Origin of the sequence: Pseudoalteromonas aliena (genome assembly GCF_038155085.1) — a bacterium.
In the GTDB taxonomy this organism is placed as follows: Bacteria; Pseudomonadota; Gammaproteobacteria; order Enterobacterales; family Alteromonadaceae; genus Pseudoalteromonas; species Pseudoalteromonas aliena_A.
In genome coordinates this window covers 1-24,058 of the sequence record NZ_JBAKAU010000025.1, presented here as the reverse complement: position 1 = coordinate 24,058, position 24,058 = coordinate 1, and the positions used below count along the sequence as shown (strand labels likewise).

The window sequence follows — 24,058 nt, the reverse complement described above, 5'->3', positions numbered from 1 at the left end:
CTAAGTAGGAATCCAATCACCAACATATTTATTTTTATATTATAAATGTTTAAATCTAATAAAACCGTGGCAGTTTAGTTTTAGGGAAAAATTTTTACAACCATAATTGAACGTTGTAAAGCCCGATAGAGTCACAATAAGATAACCCCACCAATTGTACGAAAGAATAATCGTACAAACAGTGACGAAATAGATATTGCCATTGGCGAACCATTAAACAAGGAATAAAATGCAGCTAAAATCAGCGTTTATTACTTTATGCAGTGCAGCACTAACATTTAGCTTATTAGTGAGCGAACCTTTAAAGGCGCAAACTAACTTTACACTTCCTGATTTAGGAACGTCTGCATTACAAGCGCTTCCTCTTGAAAAAGAACAAGCCATTGGCGAAGTAATGATGATGCAAATACGAGGTTCATCGCCAGTTATAAACGACCCTGTGCTAGATGAATACCTCACGACTATTGGCCGCAAACTTGTTGCTAATGCTAATGACGTGCGCTTTCCGTTTTCATTTTTTTGGATAAATAACTCAGAAATAAATGCCTTCGCTTTTTACGGAGGGCATGTAGGCGTGCATACAGGGTTGATAGCTCAAGCCGATAACGAGAGTCAGTTTGCCTCAGTATTAGGCCATGAAATTGCTCACGTTACACAGCGCCATTTAGCGCGAAGAATACAGCAGCAACAAGATAACAGCGCACTAACTATTGCAGGTATGATTGCCGGTATTTTAGCAACAGTTGTAGCACCTGATGCCGGTATCGCAATTATCTCAGCCAGCCAAACTCAATCTGCTTTTAGCCAACTAACACATAGTCGTTCAGCCGAACAAGAAGCTGACCGTATTGGTATGCAAACCCTTAATAATGCTGGGTTTGATGCACGAGCATCGAGCGATTTTTTAACTAAACTTGCCGCGCAAATTCGTTATAAGTATAAGCCACCTGCGTTTTTACTTACTCACCCACTACCTGAAAGCCGCGTTTCAGATGTGCGTCTACGTGCTGAGCAATTTCCTGTACGTCATATAAGCCCAAGCCTTGAGTTTAATTTAGCTAAAAGTCGTGTACTTGCGCGCTACGACAACAAACCAGAAAATGCCGAAGATCTATTTAGAAAACTACTTCGCGAAAATAGCTACGATAATACCGCTCTAAAATACGGTTTAGCTATTAGCTTACTTGATCAAAAAAAACTTGATGAAGCAGCACCAATATTAGATGAGCTGTTAAAAAATGATCCTAAGAATTTATTTTATATAGATACCCATACCGATTTACTCATCGCGCAAAAAAAGGCAGATGAAGCCGTAAAGTTTTTAGCTGATTTAAATCAGTATCGCCCTAATAATCAGGTAATTACGCTCAACTATGCCAACGCAGCACTAGAAGCTGATAAATATGAACTAGCCGAAAATATTTTGAAGAGTTTTCTACTCGAAAAGCCAGATCATAACTTAGGCAAACAACTTCTTGCTGACGCGTATAAAAAACAAGATAAGTTAGCCTCATATCACGAAGCAAACGCTGATGTATTGGCTCAATACGGTGCTTATTTAAAAGCTGCAGACGAAGTACAAAAAGCACTTAACTTTGTAGAGCCTACCGAACTTGTAAAGCAACAGCGCCTAAAAGCATTACTTACCCAATATCGACTTTTACAAAAAGAGCTTGCAAGACTTTAAGTCTGCAAGCGCTTACCTTAAAATAGACGCAATTCACACTTTGGAATCATTTTATGTCTGTTACTATTTACCACAACCCACGTTGTTCTAAATCACGCGAAACACTAGCGCTACTGCAAAGTAAAGCGATAGAGCCAAGTGTTGTAGAGTATTTAAAAACACCTCTTACCCACGAGCAAATTACAACGCTTGTAATCCAACTTGGTTTTTCATCCGTACGTGAAATGATGCGCACAAAAGAAGATGACTACAAAGCGCTTAATTTGAAAGATGAAAAAAATGAGAGTGAACTTATTAACGCCATGGTTAAATACCCAAAATTGATTGAACGCCCTATCGTAGTTAATAACAATCAAGCAGCGATTGGCCGTCCACCAGAAAACGTACTAAGCGTTTTATAATGAGTACAACCATAGTGGTGCTTTATCACTCAAGCCATGGCTCAGTTGAAGCAATGGCTCACGAGATAGCTGAGTCGATAGAGCAACAAGGTGCTAGTGCACTACTTCGCACCTTTGTAGCTAAAAATGCGCACGACATTGTGATCACCAAAGATGATTTAATAAATTGCGATGGTTTAGCATTTGGTACACCAACCCGATTTGGTATGATGGCCTCTCAGGCAAAAAGCTTTTGGGAAACCACCAGCGACCTGTGGCTAAAAGGCCAATTAATCGATAAACCAGCGTGTGTATTTTCATCATCAAGTAGTATGCATGGTGGAAATGAAGCAACCCTACTTAACTTATCTCTGCCATTATTACACCACGGCATGATGCTTCTGGGCGTGCCATACGATGTTCCCGAACTACTTGCAACAAAAACCGGTGGAACACCATACGGTGCAACACACGTCGCTGGCAGCGCTAACTGTGCACAGCTAAGCAAAGACGAAATTAAAATATGCCAAAGCGTTGGTAAACGCCTTACTCACATTGCGAGAAAACTTAAATGAATACAGCTGACAATCCAGCTAAAAAGCCGATTACGGTAAAATTTCAACGTGCCGCACTATTTGGCTATGTAGGTTTACTTGCTCTAATTCCATTGTGGATGTATTTTGTACCTCCACTAAACGGTAATGCGAGCTTAGTGTCTTTATTTTTACCCATTATTCCGTTACTACTGCCACTAAGAGGCATAATTAAAGACAACACTTACACCTATGCGTGGGCTAACTTTATTGTAATGCTTTATTTTATTCACGGGCTTACCATGCTGTGGGCAGCGCCAGATGAGTTAATGTGGGTGTTGTTAGAACTGGTATTTGCATCATCTATGTTTATTGGCTGTACTTACTATGCAAGGCACCGCGGACAAGAGCTTGGCTTGAAAATACGTAAGCTTAAAGAAGAACTTGCAGAAGAAAAAGCTGCAAATGAGCACGTTAAATAATACTTAACCATAAACACTATATACAAAAACGTGCTTAAAAATTGCTTTATGAAGTGCCCCCAATAGTTGAATATTCCAATTACTGGGGGGTTTAAAAGTGACTATACCAACTCGCTCAATGCTGCAACTGCCACAATACTCGCCAATCCGATTTGAGCAACCAAACTCAACAACGAAAAAACTCTCAAAACAAACAACCCCCATGGGTGTTTAATATGAGGGTACAAGGCACAGCGCTTTAAGCTTGCAGCAAAGAAAAAACAAATTACTGCAGTCATAGTTAAGCCTAATGTTAGCTCGCTTTTAATCGAAATTGTTTCGTCAAAAAAGAAAAATAACTGTAACGGAAATAGCAAAGTAACAATAGCATGCAAAACATGTACTTTTTTAATACGATCAAACTGACCTTCTGGCGAAAGTTCTTTAATCCCAAAGTCGCGTTCCAAACATTTAACTAAACTATTTGCTTTTATACTTACAGCAAGGCGGTAACAACTTAATCCTTCCTTATTTCGCGCTCTAAAATCGTATCCAGCTTTAATTAGCAGTACCATTAAAGATTCGTTTTTAGCAAAAACAGCGTAATGTAATGCCGTATTACCCAGATTATCTGTCGCCTTTTTATCTTGTTTTGCTAGTAGTGTTTCAACAACATTTACAAAACCTTTTTCGGCGGCCCACATAAAAGCTGTTTTATTGTTTTCATCAGCGAGCACCCCTGTAGCACCCTGTTCAATAAAACGCATAGCCATTGTTTGTTTAGCTGTTTTTTTGCGTAAATGAGTAAGCAAGGCTTTTTCAAGTAACACCACTGAGTCAACATCAGGAGATACTTGTGTAAGCAAGGTAAAGTAGTCTTTACCAGATGCTACTTTTTCGCTGGCAAGCTCTGAAAGTTTATCTAAATCAGCAATAGACCCTGGAATAAACGCACTTAGGCGCTCTCTAAAATCAACCTCTTTCCAAAGTGCTAGTGCATCATTAGCACTGAGTTTACTATCATGATTTAACACATGCTCAATTAAAGTGAAGTAACGTTTACTAAATAATAAATCAACTAACGATAGAGGTGTGTCTATTGCATTTTGCGCTGAAACACTTGCATATTTTTCAAGACGTTGACACAACATCAGCACTAAACTCTCAGGTGTGTATTCATTATCATAAAAATGGCTTTTAACCGCACTAATATAAGCTTGCGCGTCTTCATCATATTCAGAAATATGTTGAAAATAACATTCTTCAAATGGTTCCAAGGGGGTTAGCCATGCCAAATAATAAACAGGTGGTAACACAGTTGTACACACACCATCATCTTCATTTGTAGAACGACAAGCAGGCCAAGCTTCCAAAGCATCTAAAATAAAGGCACCGTTTTGCTCTACAAGTCCTTTAATAAGTAATGGGTATTCCTTAGGCCAAATCAGTACATTTTCCATTAAAACAACACAACTCCAGTGTGGTTTGAGGGTGATACGTTATATCAGTTTCTAGCTGACACCACGCTTAATCAAAGTACGGATATTCTAGCACACCCTGATTTGGCTGCGAGTTTAAAGTAGATGAATATTAAGAAAATATAAAAACGGCCAACTACTTAAATAACTGGCCGTTTTTGAGGTTGGAGCTGGGCTTAATCAGAGCCAGACAAACAGCTTATTTGCTTTTTAATTCACTAATAACTTGCTCTAAGCCTACTTCAGAAATACGTTGAATAATCTCCTTTTGCTTAGCACTCAACAATGAAATACCTTCTGCAACAATATCATACACTTTCCACTCGTTATTTTTACCTAAGCGAAGTTTAAAACTTAAATCGATGGTCGGTGCATTTGGCTCAATAATTTGCGTATTCACTGTTGCGTACTCAGAGTCACTTTTTGCGTTATTACGCTCAAATACTACTTTTTGGCCCGTGTACTTCATTAGTGCGCCAGCGTATGTGCCTGTTAAGTAATGCTCGACTGCATCTATAAATTGAACGGCTTGCTCGCGCTCAATGCCTTTAATATGCTTACCTAATAATTTAAACGACACAAACTTAACATCGATATGTGGCATTAAATGCTTTTCAACAATGGCAGCCATCTCATCTTTGCTGGCTGTACCTTTTGAGTTTACTTGACCAATATCTGAAAAAAGCTTGTCGGCTACCGATTCAAGTAACAGATCTGGTGATTGCTGAGTTTGTGCAAATAACGAACTACTAAAAAAAGTAGTGGCTAAAACGAATAGTTTAAAGAGTTTCATGATTGTATATGTCTGTGTGATTAAGATGGCTGTAATTTACGCGAACCATACGCAATAAAAAAGGCACAAATAAGCAACTTATTAATGCCCAAATGGCACCAATAAAATAACCACAATAGATTCAATTGGTTATAAACCTCCATTAACAGCTTATATACAACCGGCATTATGTCCTCATTGTAATTGTTAACAGGCCGCCCTTATCATTTAGTTATCAACTTGAATCAAACAAACATTTGGCTCCTATGAAAACGTCACTTAAAACACTTATTATCTCTTTTGTATTAGTAGTTTCATTTTTTGGCAAGCTTGCTTTTGCTCAATCGGACCACGGTTATGCCGTTGACCTTCTCAAAGGCGAAGGTAACGTAAACGGCGTTAAGCTTGCTTATCAGTATCATGCACCTAGAATGCAAAACCTTGTTGGTGATGCACGCTTTTACTTTGAAACCAGCGTAAACATGTGGGAATACCGCCACGGCAATAAAACACAATCCAATATAGTGCTCGCTATGTCGCCAGTGTTACAATTCCCTGCTTTTAGTTTTAACAACACCCCATTTTATGTAGAGGCTGGAATTGGTGTATCACTGATTGATGAGACGCAGTTTGCCGGTAAAAACATTAGCACTCACTACCAATTTGAAGACCGCATAGGGCTCGTTGCCGACTTTGGCCATACTAACGTTGCCCTAAGAGTAATTCACTATTCAAACGCAGGCTTTAAAGAGCCAAACCCAGGGCTTAACTTTTTAACGCTTTCAGTAGCTAGACGTTTTTAACGTTATTGATTATGTTTGAGTAATTTAATTGCTGTTTTAGCGTAAAACAGTCACACTTAAAGGTACTAAAAATTAAGTGATACTGCGATGCAAACTTGGCATATTGTAATTATTGTCGCCGTTGTTTTTGCCATTATCATTGGTAATATTGCGCTGATTAAACTCTCTGCAAAAACGGAGTTTAAAAAGCCCAACGCCAATATTAAAAATACAACAGACACAAAAAAGCCCTGATTAATCAAGGCTTTTTCAGTAATACTAATTCACTTAATTATATTCTGCGTTAATTTAGCCTACTAACCAATGCGCCATCAACGCAATAACAGGTAAAGTAATTAGCGTTCGCAAAATAAATATAATAAACAACTCTAAAATATTTACTGGTATTTTACTACCAAGTAAAAGTGCACCAACTTCAGACATATAAATAAGCTGAGTTACACTCATTGCGGCAATAATAAAGCGTGTTATATCACTTTCAATAGTACCTGCTGCCAATATTGACGGAATAAACATATCGGCAAAGCCAACCATAACTGTCTGTGAAGCGATAGCAGCCTCAGGTACTTGGAGTAACTCTAAAAATGGCACAAACGGCATACCTAAATACTGAAATATAGGTGTGTGCTCTGCAATAATTAGTGCAAATGTACCTACCGCCATAACCACTGGCAATACACCAAACACCATATCAAGCGCGTTGTGTACGCCCTCTTTTATAGTACCTTTAACACCGGTTGAGTTATCGGCTTTAGCCAATGCAACATCTAGGGAGTGACCAAATAAGCTTTTATGATCAGGGATTGTTTCAGCATCTCTATCTGGTTCGCTGCCATCAATCAGTAAATCTTTTTTAAAGCACAGTGGTGGTAGTCGCGGCACAATAATAGCAGCCACAATACCAGCTAAACATACTGTTGCATAAAACGGGGCGAATAGGTATTCAAGTTTAACTTGACCTAGCACCACCAAACTAAATGTTATAGACACCGCTGAAAACGTAGTACCAATAATCGCGGCTTCACGTTGTGTATAATGCTTTTGATCGTACTGCCTTGCAGTCATCAAAATACCTACACTGCCATCACCTAACCATGATGCAGTACAGTCAACTGCGCTTCTACCTGGTACACCAAATACAGGTCGCATCACTTTAGTCATCAAAGTACCAGCAAGCTCTAATAGACCAAAGTTAATTAATAGCGGCAGTAATAAGCCCGCTAAAATAAATACCGAAAACAACACAGGCAGTAAGTCATTTAATACCAGCGCGCCAGTATTGGCCGAGGTAATCATCTCGCTGCCTAGGCTTAAATGCGTCATTAATACAAACGCCATACCAAATAAGCGCACAGCTAACCATATCCAACTAACATCAAATAAGTGTTTTAATAATGGTGAGTTACATATAGCGGCGGGTTTAAAAACTTTTGTGATTACAGAAATAACCCCTGTAATACAAATAATGAGGGTAATAATTGCTTGAGCAGAGCCAAGCATCATTGCTTGAACCGTTTTTGCCATAACGGCAATAGGAATCGTCATCCCTTGCGAAGTGCTAATGGGTGTCATAAATAAAAACACACCTATTAACGAGGGAACTAAAAAAGTAAACCAAGTGCTCCACGTATAGTGTGAACGATGAGGTAACTGAGACATATTTTTTAACCTATAAAACTACAAAAAGAGCTTAGCGCTCTTTTTGTAGAAAAAATTTATTATTATTTAAATTTTAATGCCGCGCTGAATGAGTGCTGCTTCTAATGCTTGCTGTAAACCATTCATAGTACCTGGCTCAAGCGTTTCGCCTTTGTCATCCATCCACGTTAAGCTAGTACCGCCTTCTTTAGTTTTACTTACTAAAATTTGGTATTGGCCTTCATCGATAGGCAATTGAGCAACTTCATCGCCCCAAATAGAATCCCATACGCTTGATTCTGGTTTAGTATAATCAGCGGTAATTAATCCCGTTTCTTGGTTAATTTCAACAATTGTGAAAGATAAACGCTCTAAAAACCCTGAAAAACGATCAAATACTGCATCATAAGACTGCTCAGTAACGAGTGCTGCATTTCCCTTATTATCAAAGCCCATTTCAAGAGAAATAATACCTTGGCGTTTACGCATATCAACTTCAAGTTGACGATAACGGTAATCAAACTCGCTCACTACTTGATTAAGCGCACGAACTTCTAGCTGCTGTTTTAATAAATCAGTTAGCTCATTATCGCCCTTAAAATCAATCAGCTCTACACGTAATGACGCAGTACGCTGATGTGATTTTTCTTCAATAGTGAATCTAAACTTTTCTAAGTCATCGTTTACTTCATCGCCCCACCACCAAAAACTTTCTTCTGTTTTGATAATTGAGTACCAATCGGTTTCAATTGTCCCTAAAAGCTTATCTTCTTTAATTGTGCCCGCGTTATTCTCAGTAAGTACCGATTGAATTGTGTCCCAAAGAAACTCATCTAAATCAGCAATGCCATCGTTTTTATCAAAATAAATACGCGCTTCTTTATCACCCTCTTCTACCCAACTGCCTTTAGCGATAGTTAATACTTGTGCTGGTGGACGATAGTTTGTAGCTTCAGGATTATTGTCGTACTGACCTACATCCATTTTATAAACTGGGTCTTGAGCTGGTTGTGATAACGACGCTGGTGCTTTTACAGGCTCATACGTACGGTAATTACGCTCGTCATGTGCTTCATTAATAAATACACTACACCCTGATAAACTTACCAATACACTTACTGCAAGTGCTTTTGGGATCCAATACTGCACAGATATTTCTCCTTAGCATACCCTTTAATTGTTTTAACAAATATATGAGTGGGTTATGCCGATTTGGTTCAGTGTAAAATCAATATTAACTTTACATTTATTATTTGGCTGCCTAAATGCAATAAAGTTCAGCACCTCAACTTAGCAATAAAACTAAGTGCAAATAAGCAAATTTTAGCTATGGTACTTTCCCGTGCCAGTAAAAACAAGAAACACCGCACTTTAAAAGCGCTTAATTAGCCCACACTGTAGTTTAGAGGCGTTTTTGTGTTAAACTTCGCCGCCGTGCAACTTCTCGTGTGTATTTTTGGTGTTGCCAACTCGGTTGATATAATCCAAGTAACAAGGTATTTGAACTCATGACTGCATTTTCAAATCATCAAATTGTTTTAACAGCGATTGGCGAAGACAGACCCGGTATTGTAAGTGAACTAACCCAACTGGTTAGCGATTGCCACTGCAACATAATTGACAGCCGCATTGCTATTTTAGGCTGCGAATTTACCTTTATAATGCTACTTAGTGGCGATATGTCGGCAATAAGCCGCATAGAGCACATACTGCCAACTAAAGCCATGGAGCTCGGTTTGCTAACAATGATGAAGCGAACTGCAAGCCATACACAAAGCGAATTTTGCGCCGGTTACACGCTCGAATATACAGGTATAGACACCCCAGGCACTCTAAGTAAAGTAACTCGCTACTTTGCCGACAACAATATTAGTATTTGCTCGCTTAAGTCAGACACATTCGATGAACAAGAACAGACCAAAATGCGCTGTGAAATTGAGTTTAATATTCCTGTAGATGTCGACATTGACCAGTTTAAAGTAAGTTTTGAAAACCTTTCTCATACACTAAACGTAGATTATATTTATAAACGAATTCGTTAAGGATACTAGCATGAACATTATTAGCCCTTTGCAAGCCGGCGATACAGCACCCGCTTTTAGCCTACAAAACCAAAACGACGAAACAATAACATTAAGCGAGCTCTTAAAAGAGCAGCAGGTGCTTGTGTACTTTTACCCTAGAGCGTCAACGCCGGGCTGTACTGTACAAGCCGAAAACCTACGCGATGAGCAAGCACAGCTTGCTAAATTTAACACCCGCGTTGTAGGTATTAGCCCAGATCCAATTAAGCGCCTTAAAAACTTTGAAACTAAAAAAGAGCTTAATTTCGATTTATTAGCCGATGAAGACCACGCCATTGCAGAAGCATTTGGTGTATGGGGCTACAAAAAGTTTATGGGTAAAGAATACGATGGTATTCACCGCCTTACATTTTTAGTAGGCCAAGACGGTAAAATTAAACACTTATTTGATAAGTTTAAAACCAAAGATCATCATCAAGTGGTGTTGGATTACTTAGCGGCAGAATAAGCTCACAGCAAAATAAGCTAGTGGTTGGGTAAATTAGCTACCAGCTATTAGACAAATTACAGAAAAGCGTTGCTCAAGAGCAACGCTTTTTTTATGCCTATACATTTGTGCTCTATTTCTAGCTATAAGCTCCCAACTAACAATTGTTATAATTGCGGGAAAAAATTGATAAAAAAGTAATTAAATAGACAAAGTTATTACTGGGGAGCCTGGTATTCAGGGTTATTTATAAAGCCACTTGATATATATTAAGTTGTTGTAGTGTATTACCAACCGATACAAAGTTTGGAATAGCACCAACTAAACTTGCACCTGATTTTAAAGCAATTTTAATGCTAGCTACATTTTGTTCTAAGCATCTAAACTCAATTATTTTAGCGCTTGTATTTTTGAGTATGATTGGCACTCTTGTAATTACTTGACTGATAATACCATTTCCTTGTGCATCACTACTTAACCAGTAACCAAGCTCCGCTACATTCAACTCAGGACAAATAGACTTAACTGCAAAAATACCACTCAGATTACCTTTATAATAAATTGTAAACCACAGCGAACCATCAAGCCCGCTGTTTACTCTGTCGAGTATGTACTTTTTAGCTGATTCAATATTGCTTACCCCTTCTACCCAAGGCAAAAACTTTCCTAAACTTGCCCGACTTAAATTAACAGTCTTCAAAATATCCGCAGCATCGCTTTCCACTAAAAGAGCTAATTTAATGTGTTCTGCAATTTGGATATGCAAGTGTTCTTCCTTGTGAGTATTGATTGTGATTTAAAGCCTATAAATAAATTTATTAATCATTGAAAAATTAAACTCTAAATTTTTCCATCCTATACTTGTTTAATTCACTTATATTTGCAATTTTAGCTAGAGCTTCGTTAACCTTATCATTTAATTCTTTACTGCTACCAGCAAGTAAAATGAATACTCGAATATTACTCGTTAGCTCTTCACCTTTAAAACCCATAAATAAATCATAAATCTCTTCCACATCTAGCTTCGAGAGAGTCTTAACTTCAGACGTATTGTAGGATTTTGAACCACGCCTCAGTTCTAATATGTCTTCTACCGTCGGTTCAGGTTTAAGCTTTAGGTGAGCTTCTCGCAATTTATCTAGGAACAGCTCATCTTTTATTTCAAAGCGAAATATATTATCAGGATCGAATGCTTCGGGTTCATCACCTCTTACATCAATAAATAAGTCTATCAATTCGTCGGCTTTATCATCTTCACCAATCGTACGCAGTACTTTTAGACCAGAGCTATACTGTGAAGCTGAAGTGCTAGCGGCTATGTCTCGCATTCCTTCTTCAAATGCTAAAGCAATATCTTTTTCATTATTATCAAAAGAATTGTGGAAAAGCTTCCAAGCCTTATCCCACTTAACACTAGCTTTTTCAACTTCAACCTCTTTTTGCTTCACTTTACAAAAAGAAATTAACTTATCCTTGTCTACAAAGCCTTGCTCAATGCCTCTTGCCACAGCTAAATCTATTTCATCCGTGTATTGATACCTGTAAGCACTCAAAAAAACATTCCATTTAGCTGTTTTTTCTTTAGTCCAGCCAATGCTTTCATTTTTATCTCTGATCCCCTTTCGGTTTACAAAGGAGAACTCAGGAATGCGTTCCTCATCAGAGCCATGGCAGTAATAAGACCAACAAAGAACTATAGTAGAGTGAATAATTTGCTTCTTGATACTTTCATCAAAGTCATTTACCAGAACTAAAAGCTCTTTTGTGTGCTCTACTATCTTTTTAATCACTCTTTTATTTTTAATATTTAACTCAATGCAACGGTCACGAACATAATTTCTAAGCTCGAAATTTTCAGTAAACATTATATCGAAACACTGCTCGGCGGTTGGCTCAAAATGTAGTTGTTTGTCTACAATTTTCTCTTTGTACTTCCTGTAATCTTCGAATGTACTATCCCCTGCATCTTCATTAAGGAGCAAAACTACTTTACATCTTTTTTGCTCCTTTAAATAAGAGACTAACCCCATAAAATCTTTAATCGTAATTCCCTGACTATGGCGTTCTAAGTCATCAAAGCAAATTATAGTGTTACTCATTGCTAACTGGGAAACTGAGTTAATAAGACTCCCAATACCACCCACGTACTTACTAACGTATGGAATTTTTGTATCTTTTATCAAATCTGCGATCTTTTTAGAGTAACCTTTAATATTAGGTGCTTCCCCAATTCTTTTAGTGTCAATAGTATTTAAGAAGGTCGCTTGTTTTAGCTCATCGATAGAGTTAATTCCGAACAACGAAACATAGGAATATGATTGTAAAACACAGTCAGTTTTAAATTCTTTGATATACTGTTGCCAGCTATAAGTTTTTCCAACTCCCCAACCACCTTTAATGGCTAAAACTTCTGGAGTGTTAGTAGAAAGGAACCTTAGAATTTGCTCTTTAACTAGCTCAACTGACATTTCTTACTTATCCCACATAAATAATATATTTTTTTAACTATAAACTGGTTAGTTAATATGTTGAATTAATAAATATGATTATTTCTATCGCAGAAACCACATTGTCGGATGGCGCTTCGTTTATCCGACCTACGTTTTCAAATATATAATGCGGGGTTATTGGGCCGTGGGTATTGGAGGTTCGTTGGAGCTCGTTGGGTTTAGCTACGCTCTACCCAAACTTTTATCTCTTCTTTATGAGTGTTTAACTTAAATTTTTACGCAGACAAAAATGGCGTTGCCTGAGCGCTCTGCCCATGGGGTTATTTTGTCGTAGTCATGTTCAAATATGTGGATTTCGAAGTACGGCTTTAAGGCTTCTTTAAGCTCGGTATAACTAAAAGCAACCATTGGGTGCTCGTCGTGCCATACGAGTGTTTTATCTGCGGTGGTCTTTTCTATGCTGAGTTTTAATAACTGTTTGCTACCACTGCCACTGTAGTGCCAGCCAGAGCGAAATGTGAAGAAGCTATTTTCGCTTGTTGCTGTGTGCTCTACAAATGAATCGCTGTCGATTTTGTTTTTATCAACTGTGTTAAAGCAAAATATTCCACCCACGTTTAATGCGCTGTGTACACTGGCAAGGCATTCTTTTAACTTATTAATGCCGTCGCAGTAATGGATTGAATACAAAAAGCAGGTAATTAAATCCAAGTGCTCGGTTACCTTAAATTCACTCATGTTTTGCAATGAAAATTGCGCTTCTGGGCAGCGAGTTTTTGCTTTATCTAGCATTGGCTGGTTTAAATCAAGCCCACTACTTTTATAGCCGTTATCAATAAAGTGGCGTACATGCGGGCCGGTGCCACACGCTAAATCGAGATGGGTGTTTGCGCCATTACCAAAAATTTGGTGCAACCTGTGAATAGAATTACTTTGGGCTTGATAATTAATATCTGCACACATTAAGTCGTAGTAATCAGAAAGGTCGGTGTAAAGCGCGTTTGCGGACATATAAGCCTAGTGGTAAGTAATAGAATATTTTTAAGTCGCGCATAGTAAACTAGTTATGGCTATTAGCGAAGAAGATATGAGTTTTAGGGTTGTCGGATGGTGCTTCGCTTATCCGAGCTAAGTACACGACCTACGTATTTAAATATTATAGAGCGTTGTTGTAAAACGGTGTGGAATTGGAGATTTGTTGGGTTTAGCTTCGCTCTACCCAACATACGTACTATAACTTTAAGCTACGCTTTAACTAATTCCTAAATACTTATGTACTTGTATTGATAGGCGCCAGTTTTTGGCAATACAGGTGTCGATTGCAAGTTTGGTTGCTGATACTTTTTGGCTAATTGGCTGTAAGTAAACAAGCTTTGGATTAACACCTGTTTTAGCAAATAACGCTTCTAGCTCTTCTACGTGCTTTTGCATGGCTATTGGGTGCTTTATTTCGTTTGCGCGCTTCATGGCGCTGGTAAGTACTTCATAACCGCCCCGCATATTGATTTTTGGCGATACCGTGACCCAGGTTTGCTCTGGGGCGAGTATTTCAAACGTGCCGCTGGTTTCTATTTGTGTGCTAAAACCGTGCTCGTGTAATAAGTTACATACTGGGTTTAAATCGAACATGCATGGCTCGCCGCCGGTAATTACAACATGCTTTGCGGTATAACCACGTGATTTAAATAGTTCGAGCACTTGCTCTGCGCTGGCATCGGCCCAGTGATCTGAGTCGGCTTTTTTTTCTACGGTTTCATCCAGCGATACTTTATATACATTATCAACATCCCACGTTTGCTTAGTGTCGCACCAAGAACAGCCTACAGGGCAGCCTTGCAGGCGCAAAAATATTGAGGGTGTGCCAGTAAAACTTGCTTCACCTTGAATGGTTTCAAACACTTCATTAATTTTGTACAAAAGAGATCTCACTTACTACCTAGTAGCCAAATTGCTACTATTAAAGACGAAAAAGCGCTGTGCAAAAATTGTTATTTAAGCTGCGGCCGTGTAGTATATCGCGCCCTGATATAAACCTCTATTAAAACTAAGAGCAAAACAGATATGACGCAAAAAGTAGTTGTTATTTATTCCGGCGGTATGGACTCATTTACCGTATTAAATAAAGCCCTGCAACAAGGCCATGATGTATATGCCCTTTCATTTGACTATGGTCAGCGTCATGTAAAAGAGCTTAAAGTGGCTGCGCAAGTATGTGAAAAGCTTAACGTTCCGCATAAAATTGTGGATATTTCGGCAATTAACCAACTTATCGGTGGCTCATCATTGACTGATGATATTGAAGTCCCTGAAGGCCATTACGAAGAAGAGAGCATGAAGAGCACGATTGTGCCAAATCGTAATATGATTTTGCTCTCGCTTGCAGTTGGTTACGCGGTATCACTAAAAGCAAGCCAGGTTTATTATGGTGCTCATTCTGGTGATCATGCTATTTACCCCGATTGCCGTCCTGAATTTGTGCAAAAAATGGATGATGTATGTCGTATTGCAAACTACGATGCAGTGGAGATTTTTAGCCCGTACTTAAATAATACCAAAATTGATATTTTAACTGACGGTATAAAAATGGGCTTAGACTACAGCCAAACATGGACATGTTATAACGGCCGTGAAAAAGCCTGTGGTAAATGTGGCGCTTGCCAAGAACGTTTAGAAGCTTTTAAACTGAATAACGTTATCGACCCACTTGAATACGAATAACGCTAATTTATTAACACTTTAGCGCTAAACGAAAAAAGGCTATCATCACGAAAGCCTTTTTTGTTATTGCTAAAAGTTAAAGCCAACGTTTAACTTTGTTTTTATATTCAGTAAATTCTGCACCAAATAATTTAGTAAGCGCCCGCTCCTCGGGAATTATTTGAAAAAGCGTTAAATACACGACAAAGCCAATAATACATAAAAGCGCCCACAGCGAACTCAGCCATATACCCCACCCTGCTAAAATAAACGCAAAGCCAACATACATAGGGTTGCGTGAAATTTTATAAATACCACTGGTTACGAGTTTTGATGCTTGCTCAGGCTTATTGGGGTTTACCGTAGTGCGCGCAAGTTTAAAACTCACCACCCCTGCAATACAAAAAACACAGCCAATGATTAGCAGGCTTGCTGCTAAATAGGTAATAAACGCTGTAAAATCAATAACACTATAGTGCGCAATTAACGCCATAATGCCTGCAAAAAATAGTACAACAATAACCGGAGGGATTTTATTATTTAACATAGCAACTCACTGTATTATTTATAAAAATGTAATTAACCTTAACGCAGGCTAAAAGGTTTTCAGTGAAAACAAGGCGAATCTACGCGTCAATAACTAGCCTATTGCAAGTAAACTCCATGCAATTAGCGCTTAAGATAACTGTTCGAAATAGATTTATTATTCACCGTTCAAGTTAATTACTTTAATGGTGACTCTTTAACCATTTAACAACAGCTTAAGTGTATAAATGATGAACACGGGGTGATACGCTCAGACAAATAAAGTTACAATTGTCAGGTTTAACCACTCTAAAATGCGGTTATACTTTACACAACTAAAGCGATGAATATAAAAGGAAGTGGTTATGTCAGGCACTACTATGATAGTACTTATTGTGCTTATTTCGGTTGGCTCTGGGGTTATTTACGATATGTATAAAAAACATTTAGAGTTTAAGCATAAAATGCAAGATAACAATCAAGACGCAAACAAACAGCTTGCCGAAGTAAGCGCACAAATGGTTGCTTTAAAAGAGCGTGTGCAAACGCTTGAGGCCATAGTAACAGACTCAAGCTACACCACTAAAGAAGAGATTAACCGCCTTTAAAAACTATATAAATGGGCGTTTTCTGGCTGCTCTATACCATGAGCAGCTAAAAAGCCATCTATAGCTTGCCCGCAGCCTTGTGGCGCACGAGAGCTGTCTATCTCAAAATTTAACTGATTAGCATGTTGCTTACCCATCGAACACAGTGCAACGGTCTTTGGCGAGCGCATAGCAATGCTAAGCTCACCTATTTGCTCAACATTTACATGTTTGCTAAATCGGGCAAAGCCTTTGTATTTAAATTGCTCATTTACGTATTCATTGCTTGTCGCAACAAGGGCTGCAATAAACCCATGTAAAAAGCTATTAGTTGACGAGTCAGCCGTTAAAAACGAAATCGTTTTATTATTAAATTCACTTAATTGGCAGTCGTTACATAATAGTTCAACGGCGTATAGGTGTTGCTCTGCTATTTGCTGATGACCTTGTAATGTAACGTTTGTACCTGCAAACACAATACGTTTTAGTAACTCATTAACCGATGTGTTTGAACAGCTTCCTTTCACAAGCTCTGGATTTTGCGCCATAACAGGTAAATCGTGATGATTATTAAAAGGTGTACTCGTTGCATCGTGTTGCGTTAACTGAAAAAGCTCTCTTACTTCGTGCTCACGCGCTATTTTAAGCGCTAAAAAAGCAGTTTGTATTAGCTCAGAAGTAGGTAAGTTTTCTTCAACAAGCCAGCGTCTACCAAATAATAGTTTTTTAGATTTACTATCACCTGGGTAGCTACTTGTTTTGTAATTGTCAGGGCTTAGCACTGCCACTTGTAGATAAATTTGTTCATCTTTTTGTGCAGCAAGCACTCTAAAGTGAGCCGAAAAATCAATGTTTTCAAGTACTTCATTTACGCTTTTAAGCGTATGCTTGTAGCGTAAAAAATGCTGGGGTACTATCCAATTACTATTAGCTAATTGCACTAAAGGAGCATATGAAATAGGTTGCTCATAACTGTGTTGCCATTTTTGCTCATCACTGAGTAAGTGATTAATGTGACTCTTGTTATCTGACATAAATAAACCAAATAAACTCGCGCATTGCGATATAAACTATGAACATATTACGTCGTCAATGTCGTAATTAGATCACATGTACGCCCCACTTTAAGGCTTTTTTAACTATCACTGAGCCTTTGATAGTCTGTTATAACTTTTTGATAATAAACTGCATCTTTATTAAGCATTTTATTATAATGATTTATTAGTTGCTGCTTGTAAGCTTGGTGCTGTGCATGATTAAGTTGCCACATGCTTTGCCCTGTATTGCTAATTTCGTTATGGCTATTAACGCTAACTTCAATAACCTCGTAAAAGCGCTTATTATCGTAAACTATTTGCTCACTTATAAGGCCTAAACCAAGTACTTTTAAACCCACTCGCAATTTATAAGTATGATGCACAGGGCATAAAATAAAGCGCACATGCTCAAGATTACCTAACGCATTATTAGCAATAATTTGCTGCATTAAACGTAATAACAACTCACCGCCAACACCTGCTATTACAACTACTTGGCTTTTATTTTTGGCAATTTCAATTTTGCCTACATCCTGACATAAGACCTGCCACTGCGGTTTTTTATCACAGGTTTTTTGTAATTTATTAATAGATGATAATTGCGCACTTAAATCGTCCATTAAAGTGGCGACTATATCAACAAATATGACTTGTTTTGCCGCTGCACGTTTTAATAACGCCATGCCTAAATAACCATGATCGCAGCAGCAATCCCAAATAATATCGTGATGCTGCGAAATTAAAGTATCAATGGCAGTTAGGCGTTTGCTGAGCTTCATTTAATCAGCTGATTGTGACGTTTTGTATATCAGTGCTTTTAAGCTTTTATTGCTATCAACTTCAATAAAACGTGCTGTCGGGGCAAGGCGCTCTACAAATTCTATTGCGCCTTGAGTGTGCTCGTTTATTAATGCTTTAAAGTCTTCTTCGCTAAGTTCAGGGCTATTAGCGCACAATAAAAGTTGAGTTGTATCGCAAAGTAGCTCAGGTAATCTGCGCAATACTTTTTGATAATCTTTAGTAAGAATAAAGCTGCCTTTTTGAAAGCTTGGCGGATCAACAATAATTAAATCAAACGGGGCTGCTTTTTTTAATTTGCCAAAAGATTTTAAAATATCATGAGGTAAAAAACTAACGCCGCGCTCAAAACCATTTAATTGATGGTTTTGCTTACCGACTTTAAGTACACCTTTGCTCATATCCATGTTCATCACATGATCTGCCCCGCCTTGCATAGCCGCAAGCGAAAACCCACATGTATACGAAAACAAATTAAGTACTTTTGCATGCTTACTATTGGCAGCAACAAATTCACGGCCGCTGCGCATATCAGGAAATATCCCGGTATTTTGACGGCTTTGTAAATCAACTAAAAACTTAATGCCGTTTTCACTTACAACATGCTGATTAGGCAATTGCCCATAAACCACCGTATTTTGGCTTTGCACGCCAGCTCGCTGTTGATATACAAGCGATGTAATAAGCTCAGGTTGATGCTGCTGTGCCCACTGCCAAAGTGTATTGGTGAGCTGGTTTAATGTGACTTCGTCTATTTCGTCGTACGATACTAAAAATAAACTAGGCGGGTAAAAGTCTAAATTAATATGGCTTAGCGCTTCTACGCTGTGACCTCGCCCGTGAAAAACACGACACAGTTCATTATTTAAAATAGGCGCATCTTCAAGCGCTGTGATAAGGGGAGTAAAGTTTGCTGTCATTTTTAATTAATCAACTGTTGTTGTAGTTCGTGTATTTCATCGCGAACAGAGCCCGCTTTTTCAAATTCTAAATCGCTTGCATAGGCATGCATTTTGGTTTCAAGCTGCTTAATTTGTACGGCAATTTCTTTCGCGCTAAGTACCTTCTTAGACTCTTTACGAATAAGTTTAAGGTTGTCTTTAGGCTCAGCCTCCTCGCCAACATCCATAATATCGGTGATTTTTTTAATAAGTGCTTGAGGCTCAATTCCGTGCTCGATATTGTAAGCGTGCTGTATTTCGCGTCTACGCTCTGTTTCCTCAATGGCTTTGGCCATAGATTTAGTTACTTTATCGCCATATAAAATTGCACGTCCATCTAAGTGACGAGCAGCACGGCCAATGGTTTGAATAAGTGAGCGCGCTGAGCGTAAAAAGCCTTCTTTATCTGCATCAAGTATGGCAACTAAGGCTACTTCTGGCATATCTAGGCCTTCTCGTAATAAGTTAATGCCTACTAACACATCAAACACACCCGCTCGTAAATCGCGTATTATTTCTACGCGCTCAACGGTGTCTATGTCTGAATGAAGGTAACGTACTTTTACATTATGCTCGCTTAAGTAGTCGGTTAAATCCTCAGACATACGCTTGGTAAGTGTTGTTACCAGTACGCGCTCACCTTTTTCTACACTTTTGTATATTTCTGAGAGTAAATCATCAACCTGATCGCCTACAGGGCGTACTTCTATCAATGGGTCTAATAATCCAGTTGGACGAATAACTTGCTCTGCTACTTCGCCTGCGCTGCGCTCAAGCTCAAAGTCGCCAGGCGTTGCCGATACATAAATAGTTTGCGGTGCTATAGCTTCAAACTCTTCAAACCTTAGTGGGCGGTTATCCATAGCCGATGGCATTCTAAAGCCATATTCAACCAAGTTTTCTTTACGGCTTCTATCGCCTTTATACATGGCACCAATTTGCGATACGGTAACGTGTGATTCATCAATAATCATTAATGCATCATCAGGCAGGTAATCAAGTAGTGTTGGCGGCGGATCGCCCGGTGTGCGCCCTGATAAGTAGCGGCTGTAGTTTTCTATACCTGAGCAATAACCAAGCTCGGTCATCATTTCTATATCATATTGAGTGCGCTGCGCTACGCGCTGCTCTTCTACTAATTTATTTACACTAAGTAACTGTGCACGTCGCTCTTTTAGCTCTTCTTTTATTTTTTCTATGGCGCCAAGAATTTTATCCCGCGGGGTCACGTAGTGTGTTTTTGGGTAAATAGTAGCGCGTACTATGTGTTTTTCAATTGCGCCTGTAAGAGGGTCAAAAATACTTAGGCGCTCTATTTCGTCATCAAACATTTCTACCCGTACAGCAAATGTATCTGATTCAGCGGGGAATATATCAACGACTTCACCGCGTACTCGGTAAGTACCACGGCCAAAATCTATATCGTTACGGGTATACTGAATTTCTGCAAGGCGGCGGAGCATATCGCGTTGGTCTACTTTTTCACCCACTTTTAAAAGCAGCATCATTTTCATGTATGACTGCGGATCGCCCAAGCCATAAATAGCCGAAACCGAGGCAACAATAATAGTATCGCGTCGTTCAAGCAGTGCTTTAGTGGCACTTAAACGCATTTGCTCTATGTGCTCATTGATTGATGCATCTTTTTCTATAAACGTATCGCTTGAAACAACATATGCCTCTGGCTGGTAGTAATCGTAATACGATACAAAGTACTCAACCGCGTTATTAGGAAAAAACTCTTTCATTTCTCCGTAAAGCTGCGCAGCCAGTGTTTTGTTATGTGCCATTATTATTGTTGGGCGATTTAAATCGCTAATAATATTGGCCATAGTAAACGTTTTACCAGTACCTGTAGCGCCTAATAGTGTTTGATGCGCAAGCCCTGCTTCTAAACCTTCTTCAAGTTGTTTGATAGCCGTAGGTTGATCACCTGCGGGCTTAAACTGTGATACTAGTTGAAAATGATCGCTCAATTGTTGCACTCCTGTAACGATTTGCCGCTCAGCGTTTCTAGTTCTTTCATAAACCATTTATACGCGACCATTGCTGTAAATAAATTACCTAATGCAGCGCCAATAAATAGCCCCAATAATCCGGCTATTTCGTTGCCTACATAAGCAAATGGTACATAAAATATAAATAAACGAATAACACTTAGTACCAACGCATTCATTGGCTTGTGTAATGCATTAAACGATGAATTAGATAATATGATCACCCCTTGTAAGCCATAACTTAGCGGGATTGTATAAATAAATAGTTTAATTACATCTATAACGGCTTGTTCCTTACCAAATAGCTGGCTTATAACGCCTGAAAATGCAATTAGTAATACATAAATGGCAAATTGCCATACCAGCACAAATTTTAATGTGCCTGTGTAGGCTTCTTTAACCCGGCACAATTTGCCCGCTCCAAAGTTTTGGCTAACAAATGGCGGTAATGTCATAGATAACGCAAGCACCAATATACTCGCAATAGATTCTATCCGGCTTCCTACTCCAAATGCAGCGACGGCTTCTGGACCATGGTATGCAACCATAGCGGTCATCACTGCCATTGCAACAGGTGTTAGCATATTGGCGCCCGCAGCCGGTAAGCCTATTTTCAAAATTTTACGAATAGCACCAATAACCGTTTGGTTGCCTGCTTTTAAGCTAAGCAAACGTTTTTTAATGGCTAAAATGTATAAAATAATAACCACAGCCACCGACCATGCAACCACACTTGCAATGGCCGCGCCTTCAATACCCAGTGCCGGAACAGGACCAAAACCAAATATAAGTATAGGATCAAGCACCGCATTTATAAGCCCTGCTCCACCCATTACAATACTCGGTGTTTTTGTATCACCACTGGCACGTAACACTGAGTTTCCGATCATTGGGGTAATTAAAAACACACTACCTATAAACCAAATATTCATGTATTCATGAATAAGCGGCAGTACCTGCGAACCTGCGCCAAGTAAAGTAAATATTGGGTCAATAAGTACGTACCCAATCGATGACAACACAAGAACCAAAACCACACCAGCCATTAAAGATATACTGGCATCAAACCGTGCTTCATCTATTTTATTACTACCTAGTGCTTTAGCAATCACTGCCGAAGTGCCAATTCCTAACCCTATTGCTAAGCTAATTACGGTGAAAGTAACCGGGAATGTAAAGCTAACCGCAGCAAGTGGCTCAGTACCGAGCAAGCTAATAAAGAATGTATCTACAATATTGAACATCATTAACGTAATCATGCCGAATATCATCGGAATGGTCATGGTCTTTAATGTAGGCAATATGGGGTCATTTAGTAAATCTGGGCGAGTCTGGTTTTTTGAAATTGCGCGCATGAAATAAATAGGCCTCTTTTACTGAATAACCATTTTAAAGCATCAAAGCAGTTCAAGCCACGGATTTATCAATACAATTGATATAATCAAAAAAGTAAAGATGCTAAAAAATAGTAAAGCTTAACTTTTATATCTTTTTGTCAAAATAGAGCCTAAGTGCACCAAAAAACAATTAAACTACATTTTTATAACTTTTATTACAAATCACCCGTCACATCTGGCGTTTTTTTGCACAAAGTATGGAGTTGACTAATTGTTACGAAAAAATTCCTTCATCGAGTTACGTCTTTTGGTTTGCAAATCACAACGTACTGTTTTTAATAAATTAAAAAATAATGATTTAAAAGCTTGAAATCGTTGTAGCACTCGGAAACATTGGTGCCGATGCTGTTCTTAAAGTTTCATAAACAGAGTTATCCACAGAAACCGTGGATAACTCATTCAAAGCCGCATTTATAAAGGCTTTTAGAGAGCTGTAATTTTCAATCAGTTATTACATACTACGTACTTTCGTTTTATAACATTTTTAGCGACTCGACCTAAAAACAATCACCCACTGGTTTTCTTCTCAGCGGAGCGTTTCGCTAGCCTATGTGAAAACACTAAAAAAAAGCCAAGTTATTGAATGTACTATTTTTGAGCGACACTAGCTGCTTCTCTATTTATAAATAAAATTAAAGTTACTACTCATAGCAAACAATCTTTTTGTAGCTATGTGCCTTTAAATAGATTTAGAAAATAAAATTAGTAAGAGTAAATAAAAAATAAAAATATCTGAAAGCAAAAATGCGTTTTTATGTTTTTGATTTGTTTTTCATATATAAGCCACTTTAATTACGTGTTTAATTTAACTAATTTAATAAACCAAAACATCAAAACGCGAATAAAAACGTGTAGATGTTATAAAATCCATAAAAAAATAACTGTAAATAAAGCTATAAAACACGCAGATCGAACATAAAAACAACGAATAAACCTCTTTTTTAAATTTATATCTTTTATATGTTGACACTTTGCGGCTCCATCATTAATATTTCGCCCCGTTGAAAGGCAAGACGCTTCCCCCTTAGCTCAGTTGGTTAGAGCGACGGACTGTTAATCCGCAGGTCCCCCGTTCGAGTCGGGGAGGGGGAGCCAAGTTTTTCAACCATAAACGATTCCCCCTTAGCTCAGTTGGTTAGAGCGACGGACTGTTAATCCGCAGGTCCCCCGTTCGAGTCGGGGAGGGGGAGCCAAGTTTTTCAACCATAAACGATTCCCCCTTAGCTCAGTTGGTTAGAGCGACGGACTGTTAATCCGCAGGTCCCCCGTTCGAGTCGGGGAGGGGGAGCCAAGTTTTTCAACCATAAACGATTCCCCCTTAGCTCAGTTGGTTAGAGCGACGGACTGTTAATCCGCAGGTCCCCCG

24 protein-coding genes and 3 tRNA genes are annotated in these 24,058 nt (G+C 38.6%); 13 read left to right on the top strand and 14 right to left on the bottom strand.

Annotated features, from left to right (window positions below; genetic code table 11):
* The first annotated feature begins 229 nt into the window (after positions 1-229).
* Genes V6260_RS17025 through V6260_RS17010 form a run of 4 tightly spaced genes read left to right on the top strand, consistent with a single transcriptional unit; the run spans position 230 to position 3,082 of the window.
* A complete protein-coding gene (locus tag V6260_RS17025) occupies positions 230-1,687 on the top strand; it encodes a M48 family metalloprotease (protein ID WP_341595335.1) in 1,458 nt (485 codons plus the stop codon).
* 53 nt (positions 1,688-1,740) lie between these two features.
* Positions 1,741-2,088, top strand: a complete 348-nt coding sequence (gene arsC, locus V6260_RS17020) for an arsenate reductase (glutaredoxin) (protein ID WP_341595333.1) — start codon at positions 1,741-1,743, stop codon at positions 2,086-2,088.
* Positions 2,088-2,642 carry an NAD(P)H:quinone oxidoreductase gene (gene wrbA, locus V6260_RS17015; RefSeq protein WP_341595332.1) on the top strand — a complete coding sequence of 185 codons (555 nt, stop codon included), beginning with the start codon at positions 2,088-2,090 and terminating at the stop codon, positions 2,640-2,642. Before arsC ends, wrbA begins: the two co-directional genes overlap by 1 nt.
* Positions 2,639-3,082: a DUF2069 domain-containing protein gene (locus V6260_RS17010; RefSeq protein ID WP_341595330.1), complete on the top strand. Its 444-nt coding sequence runs from the start codon at positions 2,639-2,641 to the stop codon at positions 3,080-3,082. The genes wrbA and V6260_RS17010 overlap by 4 nt, the downstream gene beginning before the upstream one ends.
* 101 nt (positions 3,083-3,183) lie before the next feature.
* Here the strand turns inward: V6260_RS17010 and V6260_RS17005 are convergent, their stop codons facing one another.
* A complete protein-coding gene (locus tag V6260_RS17005; protein WP_341595328.1) occupies positions 3,184-4,521 on the bottom strand; it encodes an ankyrin repeat domain-containing protein in 1,338 nt (445 codons plus the stop codon).
* A gap of 217 nt (positions 4,522-4,738) precedes the next feature.
* Positions 4,739-5,332, bottom strand: a complete 594-nt coding sequence (locus V6260_RS17000; protein WP_341595326.1) for an ABC transporter substrate-binding protein — start codon at positions 5,330-5,332, stop codon at positions 4,739-4,741.
* 245 nt (positions 5,333-5,577) lie between these two features.
* On the opposite strand from V6260_RS17000, the gene V6260_RS16995 reads away from it, so the two are divergent.
* The gene (locus V6260_RS16995; protein ID WP_341595324.1) at positions 5,578-6,114 is read left to right on the top strand and encodes an acyloxyacyl hydrolase; all 537 of its coding nucleotides are present in this window, start codon (positions 5,578-5,580) and stop codon (positions 6,112-6,114) included.
* Between the two features lie 87 nt (positions 6,115-6,201).
* Positions 6,202-6,348, top strand: coding sequence for a DUF2897 family protein (locus tag V6260_RS16990; protein ID WP_149602397.1), 147 nt, complete (start codon positions 6,202-6,204; stop codon positions 6,346-6,348).
* A gap of 54 nt (positions 6,349-6,402) precedes the next feature.
* Here V6260_RS16990 and V6260_RS16985 read toward each other — a convergent pair whose 3' ends face one another.
* Positions 6,403-7,773 (bottom strand): YjiH family protein, encoded by a 1,371-nt coding sequence (locus V6260_RS16985; RefSeq protein WP_341595320.1) that lies wholly within the window; start codon positions 7,771-7,773, stop codon positions 6,403-6,405.
* A 66-nt stretch (positions 7,774-7,839) separates the two neighbouring features.
* Entirely contained in the window at positions 7,840-8,901 is a 1,062-nt protein-coding gene (gene bamC, locus V6260_RS16980; RefSeq protein WP_341595318.1) for an outer membrane protein assembly factor BamC, read from the bottom strand.
* 359 nt (positions 8,902-9,260) lie between these two features.
* Between bamC and V6260_RS16975 the strand changes: the two genes are divergently transcribed.
* A complete protein-coding gene (locus V6260_RS16975; RefSeq protein WP_341595315.1) occupies positions 9,261-9,794 on the top strand; it encodes a glycine cleavage system protein R in 534 nt (177 codons plus the stop codon).
* A gap of 10 nt (positions 9,795-9,804) precedes the next feature.
* Positions 9,805-10,284: a thioredoxin-dependent thiol peroxidase gene (gene bcp / locus V6260_RS16970; protein WP_341595312.1), complete on the top strand. Its 480-nt coding sequence runs from the start codon at positions 9,805-9,807 to the stop codon at positions 10,282-10,284.
* A 226-nt stretch (positions 10,285-10,510) separates the two neighbouring features.
* Here the strand turns inward: bcp and V6260_RS16965 are convergent, their stop codons facing one another.
* From V6260_RS16965 to queE, 4 genes are all read right to left on the bottom strand, one after another.
* A complete protein-coding gene (locus tag V6260_RS16965) occupies positions 10,511-11,029 on the bottom strand; it encodes a GNAT family protein (protein WP_341595310.1) in 519 nt (172 codons plus the stop codon).
* Positions 11,030-11,096: 67 nt separating this feature from the next.
* Positions 11,097-12,731, bottom strand: coding sequence for a hypothetical protein (locus V6260_RS16960; RefSeq protein ID WP_341595308.1), 1,635 nt, complete (start codon positions 12,729-12,731; stop codon positions 11,097-11,099).
* A gap of 249 nt (positions 12,732-12,980) precedes the next feature.
* Complete coding sequence (locus V6260_RS16955) at positions 12,981-13,724, bottom strand: class I SAM-dependent DNA methyltransferase (RefSeq protein ID WP_024604945.1); 744 nt, start codon at positions 13,722-13,724, stop codon at positions 12,981-12,983.
* A gap of 240 nt (positions 13,725-13,964) precedes the next feature.
* Positions 13,965-14,630: a 7-carboxy-7-deazaguanine synthase QueE gene (queE, locus tag V6260_RS16950; protein WP_341595352.1), complete on the bottom strand. Its 666-nt coding sequence runs from the start codon at positions 14,628-14,630 to the stop codon at positions 13,965-13,967.
* 144 nt (positions 14,631-14,774) lie between these two features.
* On the opposite strand from queE, the gene queC reads away from it, so the two are divergent.
* Positions 14,775-15,431 carry a 7-cyano-7-deazaguanine synthase QueC gene (queC, locus tag V6260_RS16945; RefSeq protein ID WP_341595303.1) on the top strand — a complete coding sequence of 219 codons (657 nt, stop codon included), beginning with the start codon at positions 14,775-14,777 and terminating at the stop codon, positions 15,429-15,431.
* Positions 15,432-15,507: 76 nt separating this feature from the next.
* On the opposite strand, the gene V6260_RS16940 is transcribed toward queC, so the two are convergent.
* Positions 15,508-15,957, bottom strand: a complete 450-nt coding sequence (locus V6260_RS16940; RefSeq protein WP_341595301.1) for an isoprenylcysteine carboxylmethyltransferase family protein — start codon at positions 15,955-15,957, stop codon at positions 15,508-15,510.
* 343 nt (positions 15,958-16,300) lie between these two features.
* Here V6260_RS16940 and V6260_RS16935 point away from each other — a divergent pair, with 343 nt between their 5' ends.
* Positions 16,301-16,543 (top strand): hypothetical protein, encoded by a 243-nt coding sequence (locus V6260_RS16935; protein ID WP_341595298.1) that lies wholly within the window; start codon positions 16,301-16,303, stop codon positions 16,541-16,543.
* On the opposite strand, the gene V6260_RS16930 is transcribed toward V6260_RS16935, so the two are convergent.
* The 5 genes from V6260_RS16930 to V6260_RS16910 all read right to left on the bottom strand — a co-directional run bounded on the left by V6260_RS16930 (position 16,540) and on the right by V6260_RS16910 (position 22,650).
* Positions 16,540-17,556, bottom strand: a complete 1,017-nt coding sequence (locus tag V6260_RS16930; RefSeq protein WP_341595297.1) for a hypothetical protein — start codon at positions 17,554-17,556, stop codon at positions 16,540-16,542. The two genes, V6260_RS16935 and V6260_RS16930, sit on opposite strands and share 4 nt — an antisense overlap.
* Positions 17,557-17,657: 101 nt before the next feature.
* Positions 17,658-18,338, bottom strand: a complete 681-nt coding sequence (locus V6260_RS16925; protein ID WP_341595295.1) for a tRNA (adenine(22)-N(1))-methyltransferase — start codon at positions 18,336-18,338, stop codon at positions 17,658-17,660.
* Positions 18,339-19,277 (bottom strand): class I SAM-dependent methyltransferase, encoded by a 939-nt coding sequence (locus V6260_RS16920; protein ID WP_341595293.1) that lies wholly within the window; start codon positions 19,275-19,277, stop codon positions 18,339-18,341.
* Between the two features lie 2 nt (positions 19,278-19,279).
* On the bottom strand, positions 19,280-21,274 hold the full coding sequence (gene uvrB / locus V6260_RS16915; RefSeq protein WP_341595291.1) for an excinuclease ABC subunit UvrB: 1,995 nt from the start codon (positions 21,272-21,274) through the stop codon (positions 19,280-19,282).
* A complete protein-coding gene (locus tag V6260_RS16910; protein ID WP_341595289.1) occupies positions 21,271-22,650 on the bottom strand; it encodes an MATE family efflux transporter in 1,380 nt (459 codons plus the stop codon). The genes uvrB and V6260_RS16910 overlap by 4 nt, the downstream gene beginning before the upstream one ends.
* A gap of 1,060 nt (positions 22,651-23,710) precedes the next feature.
* Here V6260_RS16910 and V6260_RS16905 point away from each other — a divergent pair.
* From V6260_RS16905 to V6260_RS16895, 3 genes are all read left to right on the top strand, one after another.
* Positions 23,711-23,787 (top strand) — tRNA-Asn (locus V6260_RS16905).
* A 21-nt stretch (positions 23,788-23,808) separates the two neighbouring features.
* Positions 23,809-23,885, top strand: a tRNA-Asn gene (locus tag V6260_RS16900).
* 21 nt (positions 23,886-23,906) lie between these two features.
* Positions 23,907-23,983 (top strand) — tRNA-Asn (locus V6260_RS16895).
* Positions 23,984-24,058: the final 75 nt, after the last annotated feature.

Bases quoted from the DNA above. Each gene is read 5' to 3' on its own strand.
- V6260_RS16955 (WP_024604945.1), bottom strand. From the start codon at position 13,724: ATGTCCGCAAACGCGCTTTACACCGACCTTTCTGATTACTACGACTTA.
- V6260_RS16920 (WP_341595293.1), bottom strand. From the start codon at position 19,277: ATGACAGCAAACTTTACTCCCCTTATCACAGCGCTTGAAGATGCGCCT.
- V6260_RS17010 (WP_341595330.1), top strand. From the start codon at position 2,639: ATGAATACAGCTGACAATCCAGCTAAAAAGCCGATTACGGTAAAATTT.
- V6260_RS17000 (WP_341595326.1), bottom strand. From the start codon at position 5,332: ATGAAACTCTTTAAACTATTCGTTTTAGCCACTACTTTTTTTAGTAGT.
- V6260_RS16940 (WP_341595301.1), bottom strand. From the start codon at position 15,957: ATGTTAAATAATAAAATCCCTCCGGTTATTGTTGTACTATTTTTTGCA.
- bcp (WP_341595312.1), top strand. From the start codon at position 9,805: ATGAACATTATTAGCCCTTTGCAAGCCGGCGATACAGCACCCGCTTTT.
- V6260_RS16925 (WP_341595295.1), bottom strand. From the start codon at position 18,338: ATGAAGCTCAGCAAACGCCTAACTGCCATTGATACTTTAATTTCGCAG.
- V6260_RS16930 (WP_341595297.1), bottom strand. From the start codon at position 17,556: ATGTCAGATAACAAGAGTCACATTAATCACTTACTCAGTGATGAGCAA.
- V6260_RS16935 (WP_341595298.1), top strand. From the start codon at position 16,301: ATGTCAGGCACTACTATGATAGTACTTATTGTGCTTATTTCGGTTGGC.
- V6260_RS16910 (WP_341595289.1), bottom strand. From the start codon at position 22,650: ATGCGCGCAATTTCAAAAAACCAGACTCGCCCAGATTTACTAAATGAC.
- V6260_RS16975 (WP_341595315.1), top strand. From the start codon at position 9,261: ATGACTGCATTTTCAAATCATCAAATTGTTTTAACAGCGATTGGCGAA.
- wrbA (WP_341595332.1), top strand. From the start codon at position 2,088: ATGAGTACAACCATAGTGGTGCTTTATCACTCAAGCCATGGCTCAGTT.
- arsC (WP_341595333.1), top strand. From the start codon at position 1,741: ATGTCTGTTACTATTTACCACAACCCACGTTGTTCTAAATCACGCGAA.
- V6260_RS16995 (WP_341595324.1), top strand. From the start codon at position 5,578: ATGAAAACGTCACTTAAAACACTTATTATCTCTTTTGTATTAGTAGTT.
- V6260_RS16985 (WP_341595320.1), bottom strand. From the start codon at position 7,773: ATGTCTCAGTTACCTCATCGTTCACACTATACGTGGAGCACTTGGTTT.
- V6260_RS16990 (WP_149602397.1), top strand. From the start codon at position 6,202: ATGCAAACTTGGCATATTGTAATTATTGTCGCCGTTGTTTTTGCCATT.
- V6260_RS17025 (WP_341595335.1), top strand. From the start codon at position 230: ATGCAGCTAAAATCAGCGTTTATTACTTTATGCAGTGCAGCACTAACA.
- V6260_RS16960 (WP_341595308.1), bottom strand. From the start codon at position 12,731: ATGTCAGTTGAGCTAGTTAAAGAGCAAATTCTAAGGTTCCTTTCTACT.
- V6260_RS17005 (WP_341595328.1), bottom strand. From the start codon at position 4,521: ATGGAAAATGTACTGATTTGGCCTAAGGAATACCCATTACTTATTAAA.
- queC (WP_341595303.1), top strand. From the start codon at position 14,775: ATGACGCAAAAAGTAGTTGTTATTTATTCCGGCGGTATGGACTCATTT.